Here is a 24,856-nt window from a genome sequence, read left to right on the forward strand (position 1 = left end):
TAGTGTTAAAATGTGAATTGACTCTCAGCTTTAAGGTGTTGTCTTACAGTTGATGAGGAAACTTGAGTTGAATAATCTAAGGATAGGGTTATTCTTGAGGAGAATTGGGAAACGTTTTTTACTTTTGTAGCTAGAGTATTATAGGAGACGGAAGTTGCTTGTGTTGTCCAGGTTCCGTTGCTGACTAGTAAGGTGGTGAGCAATTCTGGATTTTTTCTGTATAGGGTAGGTATGTAAGAAATTTCTGTAGTCCACAGCATAGGTATATGATTCGAAGTGTTCCATTGAGAACGAAATCCTATAGGAGAAGAAAGATCAGAGAGGGGATGTTTTGTATTAAACTTTCTTGCGTGGTCTCCCGTTTCTTGAAACGAGGATTGTGAACAGCGGAGAGCGACAGCACTGATGAAAGGATGAAGTTTAAGATTATGAGTGATTCTAACTGGCAAGAAGGTGCAGGCTAGAGAAGCTACTAAAGAATAGTTATCAAAGAGAGCTTCAGATGATCCTTTTAAGGTTCCTGTATATTGGCAGTGTGCACGGTGGTTTCCGTAACTGTAGGCTATAGAGAGTGCTGTAGAAACGGATTCTTTGAAAAGGAGACTATCGAAACGGAGTCCCGCAAAGTAGTTGTGAGAGGAAGTTTTATTTTGAGTGTATCGTTCTCTAGTTTTAGAGAACATTTGAGCAAATCCTAAAGAGAAACTATGTAAAGCTGCAGTTTTTACTGAAGTTGTAAGCGGCATACCCCGTAGTATGGTTTCGAAACCCTTTACGTCTTTCGCGGCTATACTGATTGATCAGAAGGCCTAATCCTTGTATAGTGGCTTCGAGGTTCTGTTGTCTGAGATTTTGTGGAGGCAAGGTTTGGAGTCCTAGGAGAGCAGTATATGCAGATTGCCATAGGGTATTAGCAATAAATTCTCCGTGATGTTCAGGATGAGGGAGGTATCCTGTAGGGGTCCAATCAGCATAGAGCTGTCTGTGTTTTGTATTGGTATTTTCTGGTGTTTTAGAGTTTGATATCGTAGTAGTTTCGACCCAATAAGGAGACCAAAGTCCCTGATGTCCATAGTGTTCGCCTAAGTTAATGGCCTCTACAATGAGGTTTGAGGTATCGATTTGTTTTGGAGTGACATCTAAGAGGTAGAGGAGGGGAATTTCCTTCAAGGGTTCAGAAAGATCTAGGCTATCATAGGGGGCTTCATTTTGATCATTTAAAAAAGTTAAGGGGCCTAAGAGAGTCATGCTAGAAGAAGTGTCTTCGGAATAGACTTGCTCTGTTTGTGTGGGGTAAATCCAGAATTTTGGAGCTATGGCTTCCGATTTTAACACTGAGGGAAGGTTAATAGCAATCGAATTAAAGTTTATCGAGCTTCCTGAACTGTTTGTTCTGATTAGAGCTCCGTTTCCTAGACGTAAGATTCCGCCTGTTTGTGAGATGGTTTGGCAAGACATGGCTACCCGATCCTCAATAGCTAGAACGCCTCTCTGGAGTTGCGAAGTGTTTGAAAATTTTGATAAGAAGTCTGATTCATTTGTTGAGTCGGGATCTACATTAGCTCCAGAAAATAACACAGTTCCCTCGTGATGGGGTTCATAATTAAATAGCAGAGGGCTATCCGTAATCCGCTCATGTTCTATAGGATCATAAAAGATGATTTTATAGCCTCGACTTGCTCCCAGCTTTAAATTAATTCCAGGCCTGCAGCGGATCGCGTTTCTATAGCTAGGTTGAGGAAATGAATTTGTGGCTATATTGTTATCGAATAGAATGTCACCATGATCTGCAGACAGGAAAAAATTTGAAGGAGTACTTTCCGAAAAAAGATTGATGAGAGCACCCCCCCAAGTTGCAGAGTTATTAGTAAACGATATAGGACCGTTGTTTTGTATAATAAGAGATCGGCTGTAGATCGCTCCACCATTACGCGTTCCGTTGTTATTGTTAAAGATCAGGCCTTTTGCGTTGTTTTCGATGATTAAGGAGTTAGCCATAATACCGCCCCCACCAGGATTCCAAGGATCTGACATATCAATAAAAATAAATTCTATTGCAAATGCAGTGTTATTGCTAATTTCTATTTTTTCTTTGTTTCCAGATATAATAGTGTTGAGATTTGTAAAAAATCCTCCACCCTGACCTGCAGCGTTGTACATAATTTGGATAGGCTGAGAATTATCAGATAAATCAAGATTTTTAGACCATATCGCTCCTCCAGAGCTTATCTGCGTTAACGTGTTGTTTTGTTTGAAAGAAATAACACCAGTATTTTTTCTAATTGATAAATCGTTGATTACATAAACGGCACCACCCTTGTTTTGAGCACGGTTGTTTGCAAAGATGCAATTCCCAAAGTTATTAAGAATATTGAGGGAACTCTGATTTGATGGCTCCTCCTAATCCAGCTGGGGCGGTAGTTATTGCGGCGGTTACATTGGTGGTATTCGTTTTAAAGGTTAAATCTTGATTTTTAGTTAGGGTACAAGTCTTTCTAGTATAGATGGCTCCTCCTTCCGCCATAGAGAAGTTATTCTCAAAACGCACAGGACCCTTATTGTTAGAGATCATAAGAGTATTGCAAGCGATGCTTGCCCCACTATATTCGTAAGTTTGATAAGCAAAAATACATGGTTTCGAATAGCCTGAAATTTGGACATCTTGACTTGTATCATGGCTGAATCCATCAAAAGGATTCGCGGAATGAAAGGTGGAAATAGAGGTAAGGTGATTCGAATTCAGAGGAAAGTTTGAAGAGTCTCGAAGAGCTGAGATATTTGCTCTGGAATTCAGAAAAGAGCAAAGGTTAGGAATTTCCTTCCCTGATAAGGAACAGCATAGTACAGTAAATAGAATCCCAAAGTGAATGGGGCGCATAGATATCCAAACTGTGATGAGAGATTGTCTTTTCCATAGAGAATTATTTGTTTGTTGTCTAGAAGCTTTAAAACAAAGTTCTATTACTTGTTTACACATTGAGTTTTAAAGTATTGTGTAACATTTTTAATGCTTTACCCTGCTTAAAGGCAGGAAAAAGCTGTTTTTATGTTAAGGTGCTTTGGTTTATAGAGTTGTCCTTCGGATATGAAAGATTTACAAATTAAAAATTGTATTTTTCTTTGTAAATTAGAATCCTAAAATGGTTCTTGCCTGTAGATGGTGCGTAGAAGTTGATGGGGAGACCGATCCTTGATAGTCCAAAGAGAACACTACATGAGGAAAAAGTATCGTTTGATTACGCAATTTATATCCTAGGGCATTGCGAGCATAGTTAAGTCCTAAGATATCCCAGGAACCTCCGCTCGCAAGTAGAGTTACACCTACTTCGGGATTTTGTTGGTAGAGGACAGGTTGGTAGGAAACTTCTAGAGCCCATTCTGTGGATAGATGAAATTTTGTATGCCATTTTCCTTGGATTCCTAGAGGTAAAGTCAGATTATAGAGAGGCTTTCGAGAGATAAACTTTCGAGGATTGTCACCAATCTCTTCAAAAGCTGTTTGATTAGAGCGAATCGCAATTGCCTGGATGAAAGGACTGAGAAGGAGATGAGATCTTTGTTGCCAAGGGAGAGAACAGCCGAGAGCTGCTGCTAATGCGTGACTATAACATCTACCTTCGGCTCGTTCTTGATGTGAGGGATGTAGGCTGTGGAGGTGATGGTTCCCATAGCTATAAGCTAACGCTGCAGATGTTGCGAAGGTCTCTTTAAGCCAAGGGAGCTCAAGATAAAGTGAAGAAACTATAGTGTGAGCAGAGACAGTGTTCTTTGAACCGATCTCTTTAGTGTTGCTGAAGAACTGTGAAAAGCCTAGGGAGATTTTCCGATGTAAAACAGTCTGAGTGGATGCTTGTAAGGAATATCCTGTAGAGTCGATCCGGAATCCTGAAGCCTGGGTGGTGCTGTTTTGATGAACAAAGAGGCCTTCTGCTGTTCCTTGAGTTGTTAAAAAACCCCTCTCTATATAATGATCATCAGTCATATCATAACTTCTTAATAGAGAGAAAATTGTGTGGAAGGATTGCCAAAGGGGAGTCGCGGCAAGATCTCCTTGGTATTCAGGGTTCGCCTTATATCCTGTAGGAGTCCAATTAGCATAAAGAGTTCTATACAGGGTGTTTGCAGTATCTATAGAAGCGCTATTTGTTGCTGTTACTGTCTCTATCCAGTAGGGAGACCAGATACCTTGATAACCGTAATGTTCTGTTGCATTTAAGCTTTCAGGATAGAAATTATCTGTATTGATGTGACGCGCATTTACATCGGATAGAGATAGAAGACGAATATTTTGTAAAGGCTCAGAGAGATTAAGACTGTCGTAGGGATCGCGATTTTCCTTATTTAAGAGAGTGAGAGGTCCTGATAAAGTAATTCTAGCATTATTGTCCTCTGTGAAAGGAGCAGCTGATTGTGTAGGACGAATCCATAGGTTAGGAGCTGTTCCTTTTTCTAAGACCAAGGGAAGGTTGATCGCGAGGTTATTGATAATGATCTCCGAGCCGACACTGGTTGATGGAGTGTCAGCATTGCTACTTGTGGCGATGCTGGCTGCATGTCCTAATTTAAGGACACCTCCTTTTTGAGTAAATTTATAGAACTCCCATCCTGCACGATCCTCAATAGAGAGTACGCCATTACGGAGCTCAGCGCTATTTTTCGAACAGCTAATGAAATTAGATAGGTAATTAAAGTCTTCTGGGATATATGCTGAAGAAAATAATACCATTCCTTGATGGTTAGGATTGGGATTAAAAATTAAAGGATTTGTAGTTAGATATTGGTGTTCTATAGGATCAAAAAAAACAGTTTTACGTCCTTTACTAGCTCCAAGTTGTAAGTTACTATTTGGGGTACAATGTATCGCGTTGTATCTACCAAATGTAGTTTGGAAAATCTTATTATTTTGGAATACGATATCTCCTTGTTCAGCGAAGAGTAGGCAAGTGCTGTTTTTGCGAAGCATAATAGCGCCTCCCCAAGTTCCTTGATTGTTAGTGAAATACACGGGACCACTATTTTTGATTGTCAAAGATTTTATACAAATAGCTCCGCCATCGCGATCGCAGCGGTTATTATTGAAAACGATAATTCCAGGATTATTGTCTATAGACATTATTGTTCCATAGACGGCTCCTCCTGAACCATAATCTAAGGCGGGAGAAGATCCCGAGTTGTTATTAAAAATGATCGAGCCATAGTTATTCTTGATCGTAAAGGTGGAATTTGCTTTAACGGCTCCGCCATTGCTAGAATGATTGTTTTTAAAATAAATAGGGCGAGTGTTGTTAGAAATCGTTGTATGTTCACTATCAATAGCCCCCCCTCCGCTATTAAGAGTATGGTTGATAGCAGTATTATTGAAAAAGAGTATTGGTGAGGCGTTGTTTTGAATGTTACATTGTCTTAGAGTGTAGATTGCACCTCCCCAGTAAGTGGAGTAATTATTGATTAAGTACAGAGTTCCTTGATTGTAAGAAATCGTGCAGTCTTTTCTGCAGGCAATGGCTCCTCCTTTAGGCTTTGATTCTTCTTCTATTCTATTATTTTTGATAGCAGTATTACAGAGAAAAACGAGGACCCCTTTATTGTTAGTGATGGTACAGCCTCCTTCGCAAGTAATTGCCCCTCCATTTCCAAGCGCTAGGTTTTTACTGAAGAAGGCGTGGTCTTTAACATTTGATAATGTGAAATCCTTACAGGACAAGGCTCCTCCACTTGATGTCGAAATGAAGAGGATGTTATCGATAGACTTGTAGTTAAAAAGTACAATGTCTTCGGATGAATTATGCCTATTTCCAACAAACGTAGTAATTGAAGAAACTCCCATAAGGTTAGACAGAGAGTCTATGAGAGGGAAGCTCTTACGATACTCTTCTTTTTTCTCTAAAGCGTACTTTGCAAAGTAGTCAGTTTGTAGACTATAAACTGAAGAAGTGATCCCTAGAGTGAAGGTCGTGAAAGTCCCGAGATAGGATAAGAAAGTATGGGTAGTCTTTGACTCTAGAGATTTTTTATTTTTTATGTTTTTTAAGACCATTACGTTTTAGATCATTTATTGTTAAAATCTGATTATACTTGCAGCATTTAAGTATTGACTAAGGGTAGATGAAGAAATATCAGCAAAATAGTCTAGAGATAGTATTACCTTAGGAAAAATCTGAATATTATTTCTCACTTTGATAGCCAAAATATTATAGGCTACAGGGGTTGCGTGAGACGTCCAAGTACCTCCACTAATTAGTAATTTAGAATGTAATTCTGGGTCCTGCCTATAGAGAGTCGGACGGTAGGAAATTTCCGTTAGCCAGAACATGGGAACCTGATGCCAGGTTTTCCAAGAAGCGCGTATCCCTACGGGGAGAGAGATATTAGTTAGGGGATGGTGTGTGGAAAATTCGCGAGCATGGTCTCCAGATTCTTTAAATGTAGCTAGATCTCCTCGGATTGCTAAGGCAGTAATAAAGGGATAGATCTGCAAAGTATGTCCTTGAGGTTGTGGCAAGAAAACACAGGAGAGAGTCCCTCCTAAGGTATGATTGTAGAAGGATCCATCAGAGCTCCCTTTAAGGAGATCATGATAAATAGTATGAGTATGTTGTGAGCTAAACGTGTAAGCGAAAGATAAAGATAAGCTTACCCACTCTTTGAGGAGAGTGCTTCCTAAACGCATTCCAGAGAAGTAGGTGTGAGACGATATTCTATTTTGGGACTCCTGTTCTTTAGTTTTGGAGAAAAACTGGGCAAACCCTAAAGAAAGTTTTCCACAGCTTGTTGTGCTATAACCTGTAGTATGACTACGAAAACCCTTATAACCTTCCCTGCTCTTCTGATGAACTAAAAGGCCTATTCCTTGTAAGGAAGCCGCTAAGACTTTCTCTTCATTCCAAGAGGGAAGAGCTTGTAGGCCTGCAAGAGCAGTATAGGCGGATTGCCATAGGGTATTAGCAATGAATTCTCCTCGGCGTTCAGGATGAGGACGGTATCCTAAGGGAGTCCAGTCTGCATAGAGTTGCTTGTGTTTTGTGTTGGCGCCTATTAGAGATGCAGCATTTGTTAGTGTTGTAGTTTCAATCCAATAGGTCGACCAGGTTCCCTGATAACCATAATGTTCTTCAGAATTTAGCTTGGATAGGTCAAGTTGTGAAGAGTTAATTTTTTGTCCAGCTACATCGGAAAGATAGAGGAGGGGAACTCTATTGAGGGGTTGTGAGAGATCAATACTATCATAGGGATCTTCATTGGTACTATTTACTAAAGTAAGAGTCCCAGATAATGTGATTGTCGGGTTCGAATCCTCAGTATAGGTGGATCCTGTTTTTGTGGGGTAGATCCAAATTTTTGGAGCCTTAGCTTGAAAGGAAAGAACAGAAGGAAGGTTAATGGCAATGCGATTTAAAGTTATTATGCTTCCTGATGTCGTTGGTATTGAGGATCCTGTTCGAAGAGTTCCCAGAGTGGTGATCACTGCACCATTACCCAACCGCAGGGTTCCGCCTAGCTGGGATAGCTTGTAGCAGGCCAGTCCCGCACCATTTTCAATAGCAAGGACTCCTTGACGTAGTTCTGAGGTGTTACATAAATAAGAAAAAAAGTTCCTTTCATCAGTGAAGTTAGGGTTTACATTTGCCCCCGAAAATAAAACCGTGCCTTTCTGATCGGACTTAGAGTTGAATAGTATTGGGAAGGATGTAGGATGTTCATTTTCTATGGGATCATAGAAAATGACGCTATAGCCTACACGGGCTCCTATTTGTAGATTTATATTTGGAGTCGAGTAAATAGCATTTCTGTACGAAGGACTGGGGGCGAGCCTTGTAGTTGTATTATTGTTAAAGACAATATCACCATAATCTGCAAATAAGAAGAAGTGGCTATTCGCGGAACCTGCTTCAAGGTTGAGCAGAGCTCCTCCCCAAGTTGCAGAGTTATTTAAAAAGTGTATAGGGCCATTTCCTGTGATAATGATAGATTTAGCATAAATGGCTCCGCCGTTACACTGGCTTTTATTATTGTTAAAGATTAACCCTCCACGGTTGTTTTCTATTATGCAAGTGTTGGTAATAAAGGCTCCTCCTCCTGGATTGTAGTTTGGCCGATAGTCTATTGTTGCAAATGCAGAGTTGTCGCTAATTTCTACAAGTTTCTTATTTGAGGAGATAGTGATTGTCTGGGAAGAAAATATACCACCTCCTGATCCAGCCGAGTTATTTATAATTTGTATAGGCTCGGAATTTCCCTCTATATTTATAGAGTTCCCACTGAAGATACCCCCTCCTAAACTTTTAGAATTTAGTGTTTGGTTCTGGCTGATTAGAATCGGGCCTTCATTGTCTTTAATAGATAAATTTGTTCTAGTATAAATAGCGCCTCCCTTATTTAAAGCGAGATTATCTAGAAAGACTCCCTGTCCTAGGTTATTTGTAATGGAGCAATTTGTTGCAAACAGAGCTCCACCAAATAATGCTCCTGAAGTTACTGTAGGATTTGCTGAAACTAAATTTGTGGTGAATGAGTAGTTCTGGTTCTTAGAGATAACGCAATTCTCAGCAGCATAAATCGCTCCCCCAGAAGTTGGACAGACATTCTTCTCAAAGTATAGATCCCCTTTATTTTCAGAGATAAGAAGATTCCTACAGGTAAGAGCGCCTCCATTGGACTCATAGTATTTATAATCCAGAATGAAATCATTGTGATTTCCTAAGATTGTTAGATCTTGGTTTTCGTTATGAGTGAATCCTGGCTGAGGGGATGTTTGATGTGCAGGACTTAACGTAGTATAGATCCGCAAAGGAAGTTCAAAACTTTCATTTGCGTATAAACAACCAAAGAGCGAGGGTACTAGAATTCCAAAGCAAAAAAATCGCATAGCTATTCATAACTAGAGAGAAAAGTTCTTAATAAATATTGAATAGGTTTATTGTCTATAATTTATTTAATCATCTTAAAATCGACTTATTTAGCAAAATATTTGTCTACTTTTATCTTTTTTAAAACGAGCTGTTAATTTGAGATTTTTGGTGAAAGTAAATCACCCTTTGGAAAAATGATTAAAGTATTCAGAAAAAGTGCTTTAAGGATTATAATCTATCAATTATTCTTCGGAGTTACTTTTGGTAATCTGAATACTTTGAATTAGGGATTTCTGGGTGTATGGGATGATAGGAAGGAGTCTCTCACTATCTCTAGGCGATATAATTTTGATTCTTCTGAAAAAAACAGGACCTATAGGATTTAGATATTTGTGCTTCTAGATTAGTCAAGCACTTTTATTTCTATTTCCAATAGAGTTTACGAGCCTTTATCTGGAGGGCATTTTTGCCCTTCATATCTCTTAATTTTAAAAAATGAAGAGCTTCGTTGTTTATTGTTGTCAACTTTTGTAGATCCCAAGAATCTAGGCAAGGAAAATCTTCGTCCTGTTTCTATAAACTTTGGGAACTTTACTTTCTGAACAGAGGTGGTCTGAGTTTGTGAATCCTAAAGACCAAGCTAAAGTGCATGGAAGGACTGGTTTATAATAGCCAGTATGTGTTGTGAAAGGCATAAGGTTGGGTCCTCAGAGTTCAGGAAAGTAGAGCGAGAGACTTGTGAGATTGGTGTTTGCAATAAGATTACCTCGGAACAGAATTTCGATTTTTCTTTAGACGTCGCCATCCGACAGTCTGTATCGAGGTTTCGTATACCAGAACGTCTCTCTATTGAGAGGCGTGCTTTGGGAGAAAAATTCTTTCAAAATCTAACTTTCTATCTGAAAACTCAAGGAATAAATGCCAAAGGTGGGCAAGAAACACACCAATACTATAAACTGTCTGTAGCTTGCACAGAGTGAGATTAAGCTGAGTAATCCGCACTATCGATTCCTCTTGGAGATTCTTCTGCACTACCCATGTGTAGTAGCTCAAAAGCCAAAATTCCCTGCCGATTAATCTACTAGGCCTTTCTTAACATTTATTTCTAATTTTAAATATAAATAATTTTTGAAATTTTATTCATGGTTTTTTGTGATACTATTTGTTAAAATTCTTCAAACTTAACTTTTTATCCTTAAAATTATTATGATTTCTTGTTTGTCTGCTTGGGCATCTATAGTCCGAGGGCACTTTTCTAGAGCTTTTGATTTTTCTCTACCTCTTTGTTCACGAATTTCAGAATTTGCGTTAGGGGTGATCAAAGGGATCCCAATTGTAGGGCACCTTATCATGGGGATAGACTGGTTGATTTCCACATGTGTAAAGAGGGAAGTTACAAAACCAACTTTTGTTTCTGATATAGTTGGTCTTCTTAAAACAGAGAAGGTTGCAGGTTGAGACCATATTGCTCGTGTGGCAGAGGTATTAAAGAGTCAGAGAACGACTATAGCTCCGGAAGATCGGGATAAGGTTCATGGCAAAATTCTTCAAGCACCTTTTAAATCTGTTTCTCTTGAAGGTTCTCTAGGCACATGGGCTAGAGAAATGGTTCGGGATTATCCTTTTTCGTGGCAAGATTCACTTCCAACGATATCACAGTGTTCTAGAAACGAAGCAGTTTGGAAGGAAACATTTTTCAGCATGCAGAGTCAATTAGCTAAGGCATATTTAAACCTCCCTAGACCCGAAGTAAAGAAAATTCATATTGTAAGCATGGGAAAGGTGGGCGAGCTCTTTAACTTAGCGCGCCTTTGTAATGAGACTCAAAGACTCTATCCAGAAGCTGCTGTTTGCGTCTCTTTAGTCGATAATAATGGAAGGAACAACGTAACGGAAGAAGAGAAAAAAGAACTTTGTAACTTCGGTTTGAATTCTAAAATACAGTTTGTAAATTCTGAGGAGTCAGAGGAAAATGTACAAACGCATCCTGACCTTTGGATAGCATATCATGGACGCACAAAGCCTGGAGAAGCCTGGAGTCGGTTTAGTGAAAATTTAGAACATGTTAAGAATAACGCTCCCTGGATTCATATTCAAAATGAAGAAGAGAAAGAGTTGGTGTCTTTATGGGATCTTCCTTGGATTAGAGAGAGCGATTCCTATACTCTTAAATTGGGGCTTCCCTCTAGTGGATTAGGAACGCTTGGACCTCTATCTCCGAATAAATCAGGGCTCCTCATGGACTCAGAAAGGGTTTATGCCCCATTATCTCAAGAATATTATTGTCACTCGTACCTTGCTGAATTGGAAAATGATGAGCTACGTGATTCAGTACTTTCGGCTTTTTTAGATCCAGGTAACATAGCCAGCCCCGATCTTCAGCCCGTTTCTGTAAACGTTGTTTCTGGTGTTTCAGAAATATCGATAAGATTTTTATGTGCGGTTTCTTCTACGCATCCTGAAAAGAATGTCCTTACGATTTTTTGTAATTATCCCGAGACTCCAAATTGGGATGAAGTAGAAAGAGAATCATGGATTCGGCGGGCTAAGAGTAAGGGATATTCTTATTTAAATATTTTCTCGTATGGATCTAAAGGCCTCAATGTGGATACACAAGAGATACTAAGTAACAATACAAGTGGGAAATCGTTCACAATCCTTCTCTTTGAGGATCCCGTTAGTGCTGCAGATGTGCGTTGTTTGCAGCTAGCTTCGGAAGGGATTTGCGTCTCTAGAATGGAAGAGGCTTCGGATATCTATGCCGCTGGATGTTCATTTTTTGCAATAAAAGAAGCTGGATGGTGCGTCCAAAAAAGCCACTGTAACGACTGTCAGTACGATCCAGAGATAGGGGAAGCTCCTGATAATCTTACTTCTCGCAAAGAAAAACATGTTACCCGTCTTGATGAGATCATAATGAGCCAGCCTTCGCGAGACTTGTTGAGAAGAGAACATCGCGATTGTATCTATGCGTGCAATACTATCGCTGCAGAACATAATTTCCTATTTTCGTTAGACTCTGCAATACGCCAGGCTCTCTGGAACTGGAAAGATCCAGAACTTCGCTCCCTGGCTCTAGAAATTAAAAATAAATTTTTTAGTTTGCTGGAAGACCCAGATTTTTCTGCAGTGTCTGGACCTAGACTAGGGTCTATAAAATTCCGGCGCCTATATTCTGCTTTGCAAGCGCGGGCTCCTAAACCTTTTAAATAAGATACTTCTTAATTAACATCCTAAATCTACCTTAATTGTCTTAATCAGTTCTTTTCTTAGTATTGGTAACTTACTTGTTAATCTAAAATTAGCTCAACATGTAGCTTTCGTTTTTAGTGCACTTGCCTATGCACAGGCCATCAAAGATAAAGAAGAAACAGTAACCGAATCTTTATTTGGAGAGCAGTTGACAGCACTCCTGTGTAAGAGAATCTCCACCGAGAAAAATCTTACCTTTACCTTAGATGCAGCGATGAAACATTCTATGTGGAGATTCCATAACCCTGGTCTTTTTGTTTATGAAAGAGTTGCTGTAAGGGGATCATGCGATAGATGCTTTAGTATCTTATGTTTCAAATTTGGTAACTATACCCTACACAAGCTCTCAGGGCATAATTCTCGAAGAGAGTAGAGTTATCCCACCAATGAGGATCATAAAATCATTGTGAATTGTGCATCATTTGACGCATTGGCTAAAAAAGTTGCGTTCTTATATCCTAAAGGCTCTTTGTCTCTCCCTAGTCCGCATCTTTCTATTTCTGATAATGAGTGTGCATCAGATGAAGCGAATTCTCGAATTGGATCTGCTATAAAATCCGAAGATGAAACATGAGAAGTAGCATTTGGTCACGATAATCAAGAAGAAAGCTGGGTATTCCTGTCACAAGGATTTTTGAATGCCCTGGATTGTCAATGTTAAAAAAGTTGAAAAGTAGTGTTGATAAGAGACTCTTTTCGTAAAGGGAATATGAAGCAACTACTGTTTGCTTCTCCTGAGAATAGATTTTTTTTAGGGTTGAATTTTCTTTAAATTCAAAGTTAAAATCTTGGATTTGAACTGTAGATGAGTTTAAGAAGTCTATTCGAGGATATAAGAAACTCTAAGCAGAGCCTAGAGTTTTAGAATGTTGATTGGACTCCTGTAGAGACACGATGGTTTGTAAAGCCATTTTTCCCATCAAAGGTATAGTTTAAGAAGGCTTGGGTTTGCTCAGAGAGATCTATTAAGTCATGGATTTGTATAAACAAACCATGGCGGCGTAAGTTTGCTCCTGATATAGGAGTGCTCTCTTGGTTGGAGACCACAGTAACAATATTATGAGGGTTTACGCGATATATATCTGGTTTGTAGGCAACTTTGATAGTAAGTGTAGAGGGAGCCTTCTTAAATGGTGTTAACAATTGAGAAGAACATCCTATAGGAAGGGAAATATTGTACCCTTTACCTCTACTGAAGCTACGTGTCAAATCCCCAGTTTCTGTGAACTTACTTTGCCAACCCCCAAGGAATTCTGCAGAAACAAATCCTGAGAGATCCCAAGCTTGTGCAAGAGGTCTTGTAAGAAGACACCAGCTTAGGAAGGGATGTTCCGCGGAAATTAGAACATAGTAACTGTTGTTATGCCATTTCCCTTGAGATTTTGAAGTTTTGTTAGGCCTCGTGTAGGTAGTGTTCAGGTGATTTTTTGAATATCCATAGGCAGCTTCCCAAGAGATCAATGCTTCGCTTTTTTTAATCACTAGAGGGAATCGTCCAAAGAAAGATAGTAAATACATTTGTTCTGAGCAACGCGCATCATAGGGATTGGAATTTGTTCTTCCATAGAGCTGGCCGAATGAAAACCCTAGGATAGTCTCGTCTATGTAGTTCATAGATAGCGAAGCCTGGTAGCCTCCGTAGCGACCTGAAAAGCCTTCGTGTCCTAGTCTAGGTGTGTGTTCAGCATAGGTTCCTAAAGCTTTCACTGTTATGGATAACCCGAGATGGTCTGCCAAAAGAACATCTTGTAGGGTATCTGAGAATGCCTGATTTGCTAAGAAGGAGATCCATAAGCTATTGCTGATGATTTCTCCATAACGCTCCGGATCTAAGATATAGGTAGAACGAACAGGAGTGTCTGAATTCCATACAACAAAAAGGGTATTTGCCTCAGGATTAAGGCCTCCAGGAAATTCTCCATTAGGAGCGGGAATTAACAGGGGACGTGACCATGTGTAGGACCATTTTCCTTGGTAGCCGTAGTGACTTGGAGTGACAATGTTTGCCTCAGGAAACGCTGTCTTAGTAACAGTTGCTCCTTTAAAAATAGCTATAGGAATTGCCACTGAGGATTGCAATAATGGCGTATCATAAAGCTCATTATCATTGTGTTCCGAAAGAACTAGGGCTCCTGTTAAGGTCACCGTTTTGGCACCTGCGTTTATCGATGCCGAAACAAAGTCTTTATTTAAAAAAGAAAAAGGATCAAAAGCTAGCTTCCCAATGGTAAAGTCTACAGCAGTTGCTCCTCCAGTAGCTGTTGCTAACCCCAAGGTTCCTCCAGAGCCTAGGGTAAGTTGACCCGAACCTTGGGTAGCGAAGCCAAGCACGTTGACAATAGCATTATCTTTAATAATAAGGTCTCCCCCAGCGACCTTTACTGTTCCCAAAAGTGTAGTTGTAGTATTTGCAGGAAGCAATAGTTCTATTGAGGAGAGCCCTTTGCTAGAAAAGACTACAGATCCTGAAGAGCCATTGGCGTTGATCGTAATATCTTTATTAGTTGCGCTCGTTGCCGGCAGGTTATGTGTAATAGGATCATAAAATACAAGACGAGATCTTCCTGCAGCAGACAAAGATACAATGTCACCCCCAGCCTCTACAGTAATGGCATTACGAATCCCAGGCTTTGTATTAAGCATGTTTCCTTCGAAAGTAATGTCTCCTTCAGAAGCTAAGATAGTAAGGGTCGATGTTGTTTTCGTAGTATCTCCAATAGAGGGACCTACGAAAATAGCGCCGCCTTTCTCCGCGCGATTTCTCTTGAATTCGATAGGGCCGCGCCCTTGGATATTGAGCACTTTAGCACAAATCGCCCCACCATTTCTTGCTGCAGTGTTGCTATCAATGGTAATGGCTCCCTGGTTTCCTGTGATGTTGCAGGTTTCAGCATAGATCGCACCCGCATCATTTGGCGTGCCATTATAAGAAAAAGTGCATGGACCCTGATTGTTTTTAAAGTGCAGAATTCCCGTAGGGATACAGATGGCGCCACCACTTCCTAAAGCATATGTTCCTCGTGAGGGAGTGATGCCTTTTAAGCTGTGGACACAAGAATTTCCTGAGAAAGTGATACTTCCAGTATTGTTTTCAAATAGGAGAGATTGCCCTCCATAGATCACACCGCCCGCTGAAGAAGTAAAATTATGCGAGAAATTCATCGAAGCAGAGTTATTCATGATCTTGACAATCGTGGTTGGAGTGCTGCTAATCGCAGATCCAAAGTTAGAAAGGTTACCCAAAAACGTTATCGATCCTGAAATGTTTTCAATTGTCAGCGATTCTGTGGGTTGGAGAACAGCAGCTCCTGTATTTACTGTGGTGACTGCAGGAGTTGCTATCGTCGTTACAGATGCTGGAGAATAGGGCACACGGTTGGCATTAAAGGTCAAGTTCTTGATTGAGCTGAAAACGATATCTTTTCCATAAACCAGCCCCCCAAGTCCTGTAGATTGATTGCCTGTAAAGTTAATAGAAGAAAAATTCTTTAGGGATAGGGTCTCTACCGCAGAGAGTAGCGCATAGGTGCTACTTACGGGAGCTTGACAGGAAGAAAACGTTAGGGAATGGCCCTTTCCTAATAGGGAGAGATTACTCGAGCTGGTGATAAACGAACTTGAAAGGTTCGCTCCTAAGAAGTTTGAACAGATACAATCAGAAGTAAGTAAGATCTCTTCACCTTGATTCGTAATTGGAGGAACAAAACTCCCTCCCAGTCTAGTTTCGGCAAACACCCAACTTGCACTACATAAATAGGCAAGGAGACAAAAAGATGAAGATTTGAAAGAAAGAGGCATGCCTCAACCCTGTCGTTAAATAAGATTTAAAATCGTAATTTGCTTCCTATGTCTAGAGTATATTGACGGGAAGTTCTGCGAATATCACATCCACAGTGCCCGAAGATCTCTAAAACGTTATTTATTGAAGTATGACTTGATGCTTGTACTAGCAAAGCACTTCTTGTTAAATTATTCCCTACAGAGGTCCACATAGCTCCATTAATAGGTAAGATCGTATCACAGTGGGGATTGTGACGATAGATATCTGGAGCATACGCTACGATTATAGTATGAAAGTCTGGTCGATTGTGAGAATGTTTATCAAACCGAACACCTACGGGAACCGCTACGTTGATTAGATGGCTTTTCCCAAAAATCCTTCCCTCAGGACTATTTTCTTTCAAGCCTCGGTGATTCGCATAAGCAATTTCAGCTTTTACAAAGGGAATGATCTGCTTCAGGTTTAAAATACGTGAAGAGAGAATGAAAGGAAGGTTACCTTCGACTTCTCCTAACCAGCAATTGTTGCTCCAAGAGGAGTGGGCTTTGGGTAATTTTGTATACGACGTCCTTACTTTTTCATTGCTAAGACTATAGCTAATTCGGGAAGTACATCCTGAAAAGAGACGTGATGATCCAAAGAGAGGCTTTGTGATATTAGAATACGCTGTCGCGAAATAGACGTTAGAATGACCATGACCTACAAGGTAATCCTTGGATTTTGTGAATAGTTGTCCAAAACCTAGACTTAACGCAGCGTCTGGAGTGATACGTGTGTAGGTATTGACGAGGTAGCCTCCACCTATATGACGGTAGTTACGCGCTTCATCGGTATGATTCGCATGGAAGAAATTTGTGATTCCTGTAATGCTGAGTTGCTTCCCAGGAACATTTTCACCGCCCGCTGCTGAAGCTTGGCTTACAGCTCGTAAATCTAGAAGATTTCCCCAAAGGCTATTCGGGATGAGCGGAGCAAGACGCTCAGGATGGGGAATATAACCAGTTTTTTTCCATGTTCCTGTGACCTTATTCGTCGTTGCATCTAAGGCAAACTCCCAAGTTCCTTGATAGCCGTAGGGAGACTGCTGATAGCCATTGGAGCTGAGACTAAAATTTGTAGTAGTCACAGTTCCTGAAGTTGCTTTAAGCTCTAAGATTGGCACTTGGTTTAAATTTTTATTGAACATCTCATGGTTGTCAGAGGAATCCAGAGAATTTTTAACTAGTTTTAAATTTCCTGATATCGTAAGTGCTCCATTTGTACTCTGCACATTGACTAGAGCAGCCTTAGTGCCATCTAAAGAATCTAAATTGATAACAAGATTATTTAAGGTAATAGTACCGTCAGTGTTATTAGTATTTGTAGTTGCTAACGTAGTCCCTGCATCCATGAAAAGGGTTGACGCTGCATTTTGTGTGAGGGTATGAACATTTAAGGTTGCACCGTCTCGCAAAGTGAAGGTTCCTCCTTGAAGTTCAAGTTTTTGATTCAGTGTAGATGTAAAATTTGCAGAGATCTTTGCTTCATCAGCATTGAGTTTTTCTCCTGAAAAAACAATGTTCCCTAAATATGCAGTATCAGTACTCGTTTTGGGATTGACGATAACAGAAGGAGCGGCTGTCCCACTAGATAAATTGTCTGATGTAATGGGATCATAGAAGAATAGGTTGTAGCCTTTAGCAGCCGCTAGAGTAGAAAATTTTGCATCTTCCCCGAAGTGAATGCTATTACGAGTAGCTGTGCCACTAGTTAAGCTTTGGTTCTTATTAAAGAAAATATCTCCTTGATCTGCCGATAGAGAAAGATCTCCTCCTTGTGGTATGGCAATAGCGCCTCCTTTTCCAGCTATATTTCCAAGAAATGTTGTAGATTTATTAGAAGCAATGGAGATGCTTTTCCCATAGAGTGCTCCGCCTTGTACTGAGGCTATGTTTTCTAGGAATGCTACCGTGTTTTCTCCAGATATAATAAGCTTAATATCTGTTGGTGGTGGTGTAGCTGGAGGAGTACAGTAAATCGCTCCACCATAGCCTAAAGTAGGGGGATTCGCTGGCGGCGGAGCAACAGAATTTTCTGGGGCAGCTGTATTGTTTTGAAACGTAAGATTGCTGTTATTAGAAAAGGTAACGTTTCCGTTAGCAAAAATCGCTCCTCCAGAGCGCGCACTATTATTAGCGAATGTGACTCCTGAACTATTCCCAGAAGTTAACATAGATCCTGCAGGAAGATAAACAGCACCTCCATAGACCCCCGTAGCATTATTTGAGAAAGTCACAGGAGCTGGGTTGTTCGTAAGGTTGATCGCTGCAGATGCTGTGAGAGCACCTCCATGCGAAATTGATCCATTAGCGTTGAAAAGGAGGCGTTTTTTGGTGTTTTCTATAGTAATGCCTGTGCTTCTAATTCCTGCACCAGGTCCTGCAGAACGGTTGTATTGAAATAGTAGAGTGCCATTGTCTCTAAAGGTTGTTGGCGTTGTGGAATAAACCGCTGATGCATGAGCTTTGATACTCCCTGAGGATGTATCTGAAGTCAGTGATTCACAATTCTCGAAGATTATTTGATTGAATCCCGAAAAATTCATCGGGTATTTTTCAGGATTGGTAGTGATTACATTACTAATCGCAGCTCCGTCTGCCGAAGAACGGATGTTTACGAAAGAAAAAGTCACTCCTTTCCCTAAGACTTGAAGGGTTCCTGCCGTATTGCTAAAACAACTGGAAGATGTTCTAGATATCGAATTATCAAGATTAGATATGTAAAGATCGCCTGAAAAAATGCAAGTCGTTCCTCTGGGATTTGCAAGTATTGTGTAGGGAAACATTTTCCCATTCGATCCATCAAAATTATCAGAAGGCATAATAACTTCTACAGTAAACGCTGTTGAAGTAAAACATGGCGCCAGTGTTGTAGAAATTAAAAACTTACGAATAGACCTTTTCATTTGCATGTAGAGATGAAACTAGATTGGCCTACAAATAAGGGAAAAGCTGTAAAAAAACAAGTATAATAAGAATCTCTTGTAATCTCTTCATTTTAATAGCTTTAAGATTGAAAGCCGTTGTATAGGGACTTTCTTTCTTACTTTCTACATATATTGTTTAGAAGAATGATTGAAAAAAAACTTAGGTTTTTGAGAACTTTAAAGAGCAGCTTTTGAAAGCCAAAGGTAGTTAAGAGAATTTTAAAGTAGATAGTTACCATAAAATTCTCAGAAAGATCCTCTTTAAATTTTGTTTTTAGTCAACCTCTCTAAATATAGAGCTTCGGAATCGCTCCAGAGAGGTTGCTCGTAAGCTATGGCTGAGAAGTTTTTTGAGGATTCCAGGTAAGAAAAATAGTTTTCTTTGTTGGTATTATCTTTCTGTTTTTATCTAAAGAAGGGTTTTCCTGTTGCCAGGTTAAAGACCACCAGCCTTGAATATTTTCATACGTCATTGTGATTTCGGCTCTATCTAAAGTAGTCTCTGATAGGATCAGACTATCACAAGAAGGTCCTAAAAGTTCAAGAAGAGGGATAGAAAATTCTTCCTTAAACTGAGAAAGATCATAGAGAGACCAATAAGGTGCAAAGGTAACTTTAAGCTTGTCTAGCGAAACAAGAGCCTGGTTTTCTTCTGCGCAAATCCTGGCGGGGATAAAGTTTCTGCTGTCCTCAATCAGGATGTTAAGACTAAGAACTCGATTGTCCCCAGAACAGATCAGAGAGCTTCCTCGAGACATCTCAAGCACAGAGTTTTCTTCTTGCTTAAAAGAATGCAGCTTCAGGGTAGCCCCATCTAATACAGAGAGAGTTCCTCCTGCTAAAGTCACGTCTTGCGCGATTGTGGAGGTAAGATTTTCTTCGAAAATTTCATCATTATTAAGGTAACATCCGGAGAAAACAATGGTCCCCTCATATGCTTGCTCTTCTTCAGGAGCATTGATTACAAGATCTCTAATTGTATGCGACTCGCTGGTGGTTACTGGATCATAGAAATAAACAGCAGATCCTGAAACAGCACGTAGGTTGTCGAAGCGTGCTCCAGATTGAAGATGGATAGAGCTTCTTATTGTATTGCTGTCTTTCGATGTAGTATTTCCTCTGAAGCTAAGGTTCCCTTCCTTCACTGATATAGAGATCGATCCTCCTGGGGCAATAGCAATGGCTCCTCCGTGAGTATTTACTTCGTGATACGCGTGATTATTTTCAAAAAAAGTGGATCCTTCGGTCGTTATATTGAGATTGTGAGTGTAAATGGCACCGCCATAACCTTGGCAAACATTATTCCTAAACGACATGTATCTGTTTCCGCAGAGAGTCACCGAAGGACGTTTCGCCTTAGAACCCAAAAGATAGGGAGTATAAATAGCACCCCCATTCCATGTAGAGAAGTTCCCACAGAAAGTAACCGTATCGTTATCTTTGATAACAACCGAACCAAGACTATAAATAGCTCCTCGTCCTTGATCTAGTAGGGGTGCTGAACTAAACCCTAAGATAGAAAAATCAGAAAGAGTGAGAGTAGTGTCTCCAACTCTATTTGAAATTGCAGCTCCGAAACCCTCAGTCATAAGGTTTTTGAAGGTAAGGTTGTAGCAGTTGCCCATGAAAAAGAGGTCGCCAGATTGATTTACAAAGACCCCACTATCTTTTTCATTATGGTGAACATTGCAAATGCCAACGTCATCTAAAAAGATATAAGAAGTTCCTTCTGGATGACAGGTAACTCTACGATCTAAGTCCTTAGTATCGACAGAACCGTTATAGCTGTCATTTTCATCAAGATATACGACTTGTGCAGTTGCGGGAAGAGTGAGAAATACCGTCAAGCACGTAAGAAGATTGCGAAGTAGGGTCATGGTATTCTCGTTAAATCAATAAAGTTTAGGTAACTTTAATAAACAGGAAAAAAAGAAGTCAATAAGAATAGATTGTTGTATGTTAATCACATAACTATTTTTTAAAAACAAAATTATAAATTTTTAGAAAATCATTTTTTTAACAAACGTCCAAGCTTTATTTTTTAAGTTTCTCTTTTGGGAAAATAAATTTAATTTCAAAGAATTTAGAATAAGAAAGTTTGAAAACTCCCTAGCAAGGGTAGTTAGGGAGTTTTAATAGGCTAGAATCGGAGTTTGGTACCCACGTCAATGTTATAGTTCCTGGAAGATCCCCTGAGTTCCATAGCGTAATGTCCAAACAGTTCACACTTGGAGTTGTAAACATAGTTGTTGCTACCCCTCAGCAAAAATGCCTGTCTTGAAAGATTGCCTCCGCGAATTGCCCAAGAATCTTTGCTCATCACAAGAGTTGCTGTAGAGTGAGGATTCTTACGATAGACATCGCTAACAAAGAATGCAGAAAGGTCGTACGTATAGGAGTCTCCCAGATCTCCTTGAATGAATTTCATACCCAAAGGAACAGAAAGGTTAAGAAGCTTTCCACTACTAAAACCACGACCATCGATCGAGGTTTCAAAGAAGCTGTTTTGTAATACATAAACCATCTCGACTTTCATCTGTGGAATAAAGGTCTTGAAAAGAGGATGAGGGTTAGAAAGAACAAAGGGAAGGTCAAGACCGATACTACCAGCTATACACTCGTTACTCCAAGAGCCTTCTGTTTCTGGCAATGAGGTATAGTGAGTTTCCATGCGGTTGTCTGAATGACTGAAGGAAACTTGGATATCCAAAGCAAGAGGGATTTCTTTAGGGAATTTTTCTATAGCTGATTCAGAAAACTTTGCTCTTCCTAATCTCAAATAGTTTTGAGGTTGTAGGGTATGAGAGTGCTTGAAGAATATAGTTCCCCCGTACGTTCTGGAGTTGTTATGAGCAATAAAACAATCTTTATCCCTAGCAAAGAGATGGCAGAATGCAAAGGTAAATATGTCGTCTTTAGGTGTATGGGAACTCCCTCCAAGTACATAACCTCCAGAAGTGTGACGGAAGCCTTTACGCTCTTCATCTCCAATCTTATGTAGGAAATTCGTCATTGATGAGATCCAGAAGCCTTGTTTGTGTTCCATACCATCAGCACCAAGTTCTACCAACTGATAAAGAGAGCGGATGTCAGTAAATACTCCCCATAGTGTATTACATACCAAGGCAGATTTTCTTTCAGGACTGGGAACAAATCCAGTTTTGGTCCAAGTTGCAGTTGCCTCTGTTGTATTTTTAGTTGTATCTGTAGTCCAGGTGACATTCCATCTTCCTTGATATCCATATTCGGAACTAGGATGTTCAGCAGGAGTAGGGACTAACGTACTGGTATCAACGTTAGTAGCAACATTAGAGTCAACCGTGATTTTTAATAGAGAGAAGAGTTGATCATGACTAAACATATGATTTTCATAAATGTTCCCTTCAAAATCGATAAGATTCAGTTTTCCAGATACAATAACTTTACTGCCAGTACCTTTTGCTGTAAGGCTCACAGGTTGCTTAAGATTTAATGAGTCTACATTGATTCCTAGGTTAGTGATTGTAATGCTTCCAGATGTAGTTTGTAGTGTCGTACCTAAGTCCATGCCAAGGAGAGAATTTATATCTTGAGTGAAACTGGTACTTTCCAAGGTCACTCCCTTTTGTAGTAATAATTTACCTCCTGATAAAGTAACGGGCTGCGTGAATGAAGATTTTAGATTTTCAGTGACCTTAGCTTCCGCAGCTGTTAGAGTTTCTCCAGAAAATAGAATCGTTCCTTGATATGGATTAGGAGCTCCTACTGGGCCATTATTAATGTTCAATGCATCTGATGAGGTTCCTTCTGAAGTAATAGGATCATAGAAGAAAATAGTGCGACCTTTAGCAGCACGCAATTCAGTAAATTTTCCGTTGCTTCCTATGTTGATCGAGTTGCGTTTAGGAGCATCACTACTACCAGATGTTGTAATCGTATTTCTGACGAAGGTAATGTTTCCAGTCTCTGCAGAAAGACTGAGTTCTCCTGAGTTTTCAATGCTGATAGCCCCTCCTTTAGGAGTTGCTGCTGAGACATTATTTTGCCTAAACTCTGTAAAGCCTCCAGAAGAGAGTAGTAGTTTTTTTGCAGAGATGGCTCCACCACTAGTTTCAGCTGTGTTTGCGAGGAAGATCAGACCCGCATTGTCAGATATTGTGAGTTCTGAGGATCCGCTATTGTTGAAGATAGCGCCTCCATTGGTTTTTGCTGAGTTTCCTTCAAAATAGAGCAACTTGTTGTTTGATAGTATAGCATTGCCTTCATTATTGAGAGCGCCTCCTGAAGTAGTCGCTTTGTTAAACAAGAATCTAACAGAACCCGTATTATTTTCTATGCGAGTGTTTCCACTAGAGGCAATAGCCCCACCTTTTTTTGACGATGAATTGTCATTAAAAATTCCTTCGCCAGAAAGTCCACTTAAAGAGAAAGAAGCTCCTTTGATAGCACCTCCATCTTCAGTGGAGAAATTCCCCGAAACCACCAATTTATGAATATTTTCTAAATTTACACCTCCTGTTGAGGAAAGAGTTCCCTGACCTGTAGTAACCTTCCCATTAGGAGAAGCATCGAAACTCAATAACGAGAACCCTGAAAAGCTAAGATTTTTATTTGCTGCTGTCGATGCAGCAGCACCAGGATGAGCCCCAGCATCTATAAAGCTAAACGTTAAGCTATGACCGTTTCCTAGGAAGGTTAGATTGTCTGTGCTCTGCTTAAAACAGCTGTCTGATAAAGGAGTTCCTTTTCCGGGAAATGAAATGAAAACATTTCCTGATAAAGAATATACTGAGGCTGTAGATTTTGGGGTAAAAGTTCCAGAATTGGTATTTCCATCGAAACTATCTGCTGATGATAAGATTTCCTCGGTACCCAGTAATTGTGAGTGACAAGAAAAAGTCAGGGCAGAGGAAAGTAAAACCCAGGGAATGGAAGACTTCATGGTAGTACTTTTGTTTTTTAGAGAGTTGTTTGGATGAATATAGAAAAAAAATAAGCAAATCAAGTTAAAGATGACAAAACAGATTCGAAAATTTTTAACTTGATTCTTTGAGTTTCGTTTTTTATATGCTGCAATTAAAATACTCAAAAATAAAGTAGGCTTATGAAATCACGATTTTCTTGGTTAGTGATCTCTTCAACACTGGCGTGTTTTAGTAGTTGCTCCTCAGTGTTTGCAGCTACTGCTGAAAATCTAGGTCCCTCGGATAGTTTTGATGGAAATACTAACTCAGGAAACTACACTCCCAAAGCTACGACTGCCGGAGTAGACTATACTCTTACAGGGGATGTATCACTGCAAAATCTTGGGAATACTACAGTTTTAACTAACAGTTGTTTTTCTGATTCCGCTGAAGGCCTGACCTTTACTGGAGGGGGCTATGCACTTTCTTTTCAAAACATAAAGTCTAGCGCTACGGGTGCGGCTCTTTCTGTCTCAACAGCTAATAAAAATCTTTCTCTAACAGGATTTTCAAGTCTTACCTTCTTAGCAGCTCCATCATCCGTAATTACGACTCCAACAGGGAAAGGAGCCATTAAGTGTGGAGGAGACCTCACGTTTAATAAGAACGGAACACTTCTTATTAAACAGAATTACTGTAGTGAAGATGGTGGGGCGATTTCTACAAAGAATCTTTCGCTAACAAGCAATACAGGATCCATTTCTTTCGAAGAGAATAAAGCTACTGCATCAGGGAAGAAAGGCGGTGCTATTCATGCAGCTGGTACTGTAGATATTACAAATAATGTTGCTCCTATTCTCTTTTCAAAAAATATTGCTGAGGCTTCTGGTGGAGCCATAAATAGCACAGGAAATTGCACTATTACAGGAAACCGTGCCCTTGTATTTTCTGGAAACAGTGTTACGGGGACTACAGGAAACGGTGGAGCTCTTTCTGGAGATGCCGATCTTGCGATATCGGGGAATCAAAGCGTGACTTTCTCGGATAACCAAGCGGTAGCTAATGGTGGGGCTATTTACGCTAAGAAGCTTACTCTTTCTGCCGGGGGGGGGGGGGTTTTTGGTGG

12 protein-coding genes and 3 pseudogenes are annotated in these 24,856 nt (G+C 40.0%); 5 read left to right on the top strand and 10 right to left on the bottom strand.

Features of this window, described 5'->3' with window-relative positions; translation table 11 throughout:
- Positions 1-5 precede the first annotated feature (5 nt).
- The 6 genes and pseudogenes from CMV32_RS05430 to CMV32_RS04160 all read right to left on the bottom strand — a co-directional run bounded on the left by CMV32_RS05430 (position 6) and on the right by CMV32_RS04160 (position 8,866).
- Complete coding sequence (locus CMV32_RS05430; RefSeq protein ID WP_151899116.1) at positions 6-746, bottom strand: autotransporter outer membrane beta-barrel domain-containing protein; 741 nt, start codon at positions 744-746, stop codon at positions 6-8.
- Positions 706-2,160: a polymorphic outer membrane protein middle domain-containing protein gene (locus CMV32_RS05435; RefSeq protein WP_151899117.1), complete on the bottom strand. Its 1,455-nt coding sequence runs from the start codon at positions 2,158-2,160 to the stop codon at positions 706-708. The genes CMV32_RS05430 and CMV32_RS05435 overlap by 41 nt, the downstream gene beginning before the upstream one ends.
- Positions 2,161-2,322: 162 nt before the next feature.
- Positions 2,323-2,370: pseudogene (locus tag CMV32_RS05700) on the bottom strand (hypothetical protein); the annotation flags it as partial.
- Entirely contained in the window at positions 2,363-2,977 is a 615-nt protein-coding gene (locus CMV32_RS04150; RefSeq protein WP_100934648.1) for a hypothetical protein, read from the bottom strand. The gene CMV32_RS04150 and the pseudogene CMV32_RS05700, both read right to left, overlap by 8 nt.
- A 150-nt stretch (positions 2,978-3,127) precedes the next feature.
- A complete protein-coding gene (locus CMV32_RS04155) occupies positions 3,128-6,037 on the bottom strand; it encodes a polymorphic outer membrane protein middle domain-containing protein (RefSeq protein WP_100934649.1) in 2,910 nt (969 codons plus the stop codon).
- 21 nt (positions 6,038-6,058) lie between these two features.
- Positions 6,059-8,866 carry a polymorphic outer membrane protein middle domain-containing protein gene (locus tag CMV32_RS04160; RefSeq protein ID WP_100934650.1) on the bottom strand — a complete coding sequence of 936 codons (2,808 nt, stop codon included), beginning with the start codon at positions 8,864-8,866 and terminating at the stop codon, positions 6,059-6,061.
- A gap of 660 nt (positions 8,867-9,526) precedes the next feature.
- Between CMV32_RS04160 and CMV32_RS04165 the strand changes: the two genes are divergently transcribed.
- From CMV32_RS04165 to CMV32_RS05480, 4 genes and pseudogenes are all read left to right on the top strand, one after another.
- Positions 9,527-9,829, top strand: coding sequence for a hypothetical protein (locus CMV32_RS04165; RefSeq protein WP_100934651.1), 303 nt, complete (start codon positions 9,527-9,529; stop codon positions 9,827-9,829).
- Between the two features lie 226 nt (positions 9,830-10,055).
- Positions 10,056-10,349: pseudogene (locus CMV32_RS04170) on the top strand (DUF575 domain-containing protein); the annotation flags it as partial.
- Between the two features lie 738 nt (positions 10,350-11,087).
- Positions 11,088-12,062 (top strand): DUF562 domain-containing protein, encoded by a 975-nt coding sequence (locus tag CMV32_RS05630; RefSeq protein WP_239923156.1) that lies wholly within the window; start codon positions 11,088-11,090, stop codon positions 12,060-12,062.
- Positions 12,063-12,507: 445 nt separating this feature from the next.
- A complete protein-coding gene (locus tag CMV32_RS05480) occupies positions 12,508-12,675 on the top strand; it encodes a hypothetical protein (RefSeq protein ID WP_192940645.1) in 168 nt (55 codons plus the stop codon).
- Positions 12,676-12,962: 287 nt separating this feature from the next.
- Here CMV32_RS05480 and CMV32_RS04180 read toward each other — a convergent pair whose 3' ends face one another.
- The 4 genes from CMV32_RS04180 to CMV32_RS04195 form a co-directional block, all read right to left on the bottom strand.
- Positions 12,963-15,899 (bottom strand): autotransporter domain-containing protein, encoded by a 2,937-nt coding sequence (locus CMV32_RS04180; RefSeq protein ID WP_100934654.1) that lies wholly within the window; start codon positions 15,897-15,899, stop codon positions 12,963-12,965.
- 26 nt (positions 15,900-15,925) lie between these two features.
- Positions 15,926-18,826, bottom strand: a complete 2,901-nt coding sequence (locus CMV32_RS04185) for a polymorphic outer membrane protein middle domain-containing protein (RefSeq protein ID WP_100934676.1) — start codon at positions 18,824-18,826, stop codon at positions 15,926-15,928.
- Positions 18,827-19,179: 353 nt separating this feature from the next.
- A complete protein-coding gene (locus CMV32_RS04190; protein ID WP_100934655.1) occupies positions 19,180-20,724 on the bottom strand; it encodes a polymorphic outer membrane protein middle domain-containing protein in 1,545 nt (514 codons plus the stop codon).
- A 263-nt stretch (positions 20,725-20,987) separates the two neighbouring features.
- Positions 20,988-23,768: a polymorphic outer membrane protein middle domain-containing protein gene (locus tag CMV32_RS04195; protein WP_100934677.1), complete on the bottom strand. Its 2,781-nt coding sequence runs from the start codon at positions 23,766-23,768 to the stop codon at positions 20,988-20,990.
- A gap of 162 nt (positions 23,769-23,930) precedes the next feature.
- On the opposite strand from CMV32_RS04195, the pseudogene CMV32_RS04200 reads away from it, so the two are divergent.
- Positions 23,931-24,856: pseudogene (locus CMV32_RS04200) on the top strand (polymorphic outer membrane protein middle domain-containing protein); the annotation flags it as partial.

This window comes from Candidatus Chlamydia corallus (assembly GCF_002817655.1).
Lineage (GTDB): Bacteria > Chlamydiota > Chlamydiia > Chlamydiales > Chlamydiaceae > Chlamydia > Chlamydia corallus.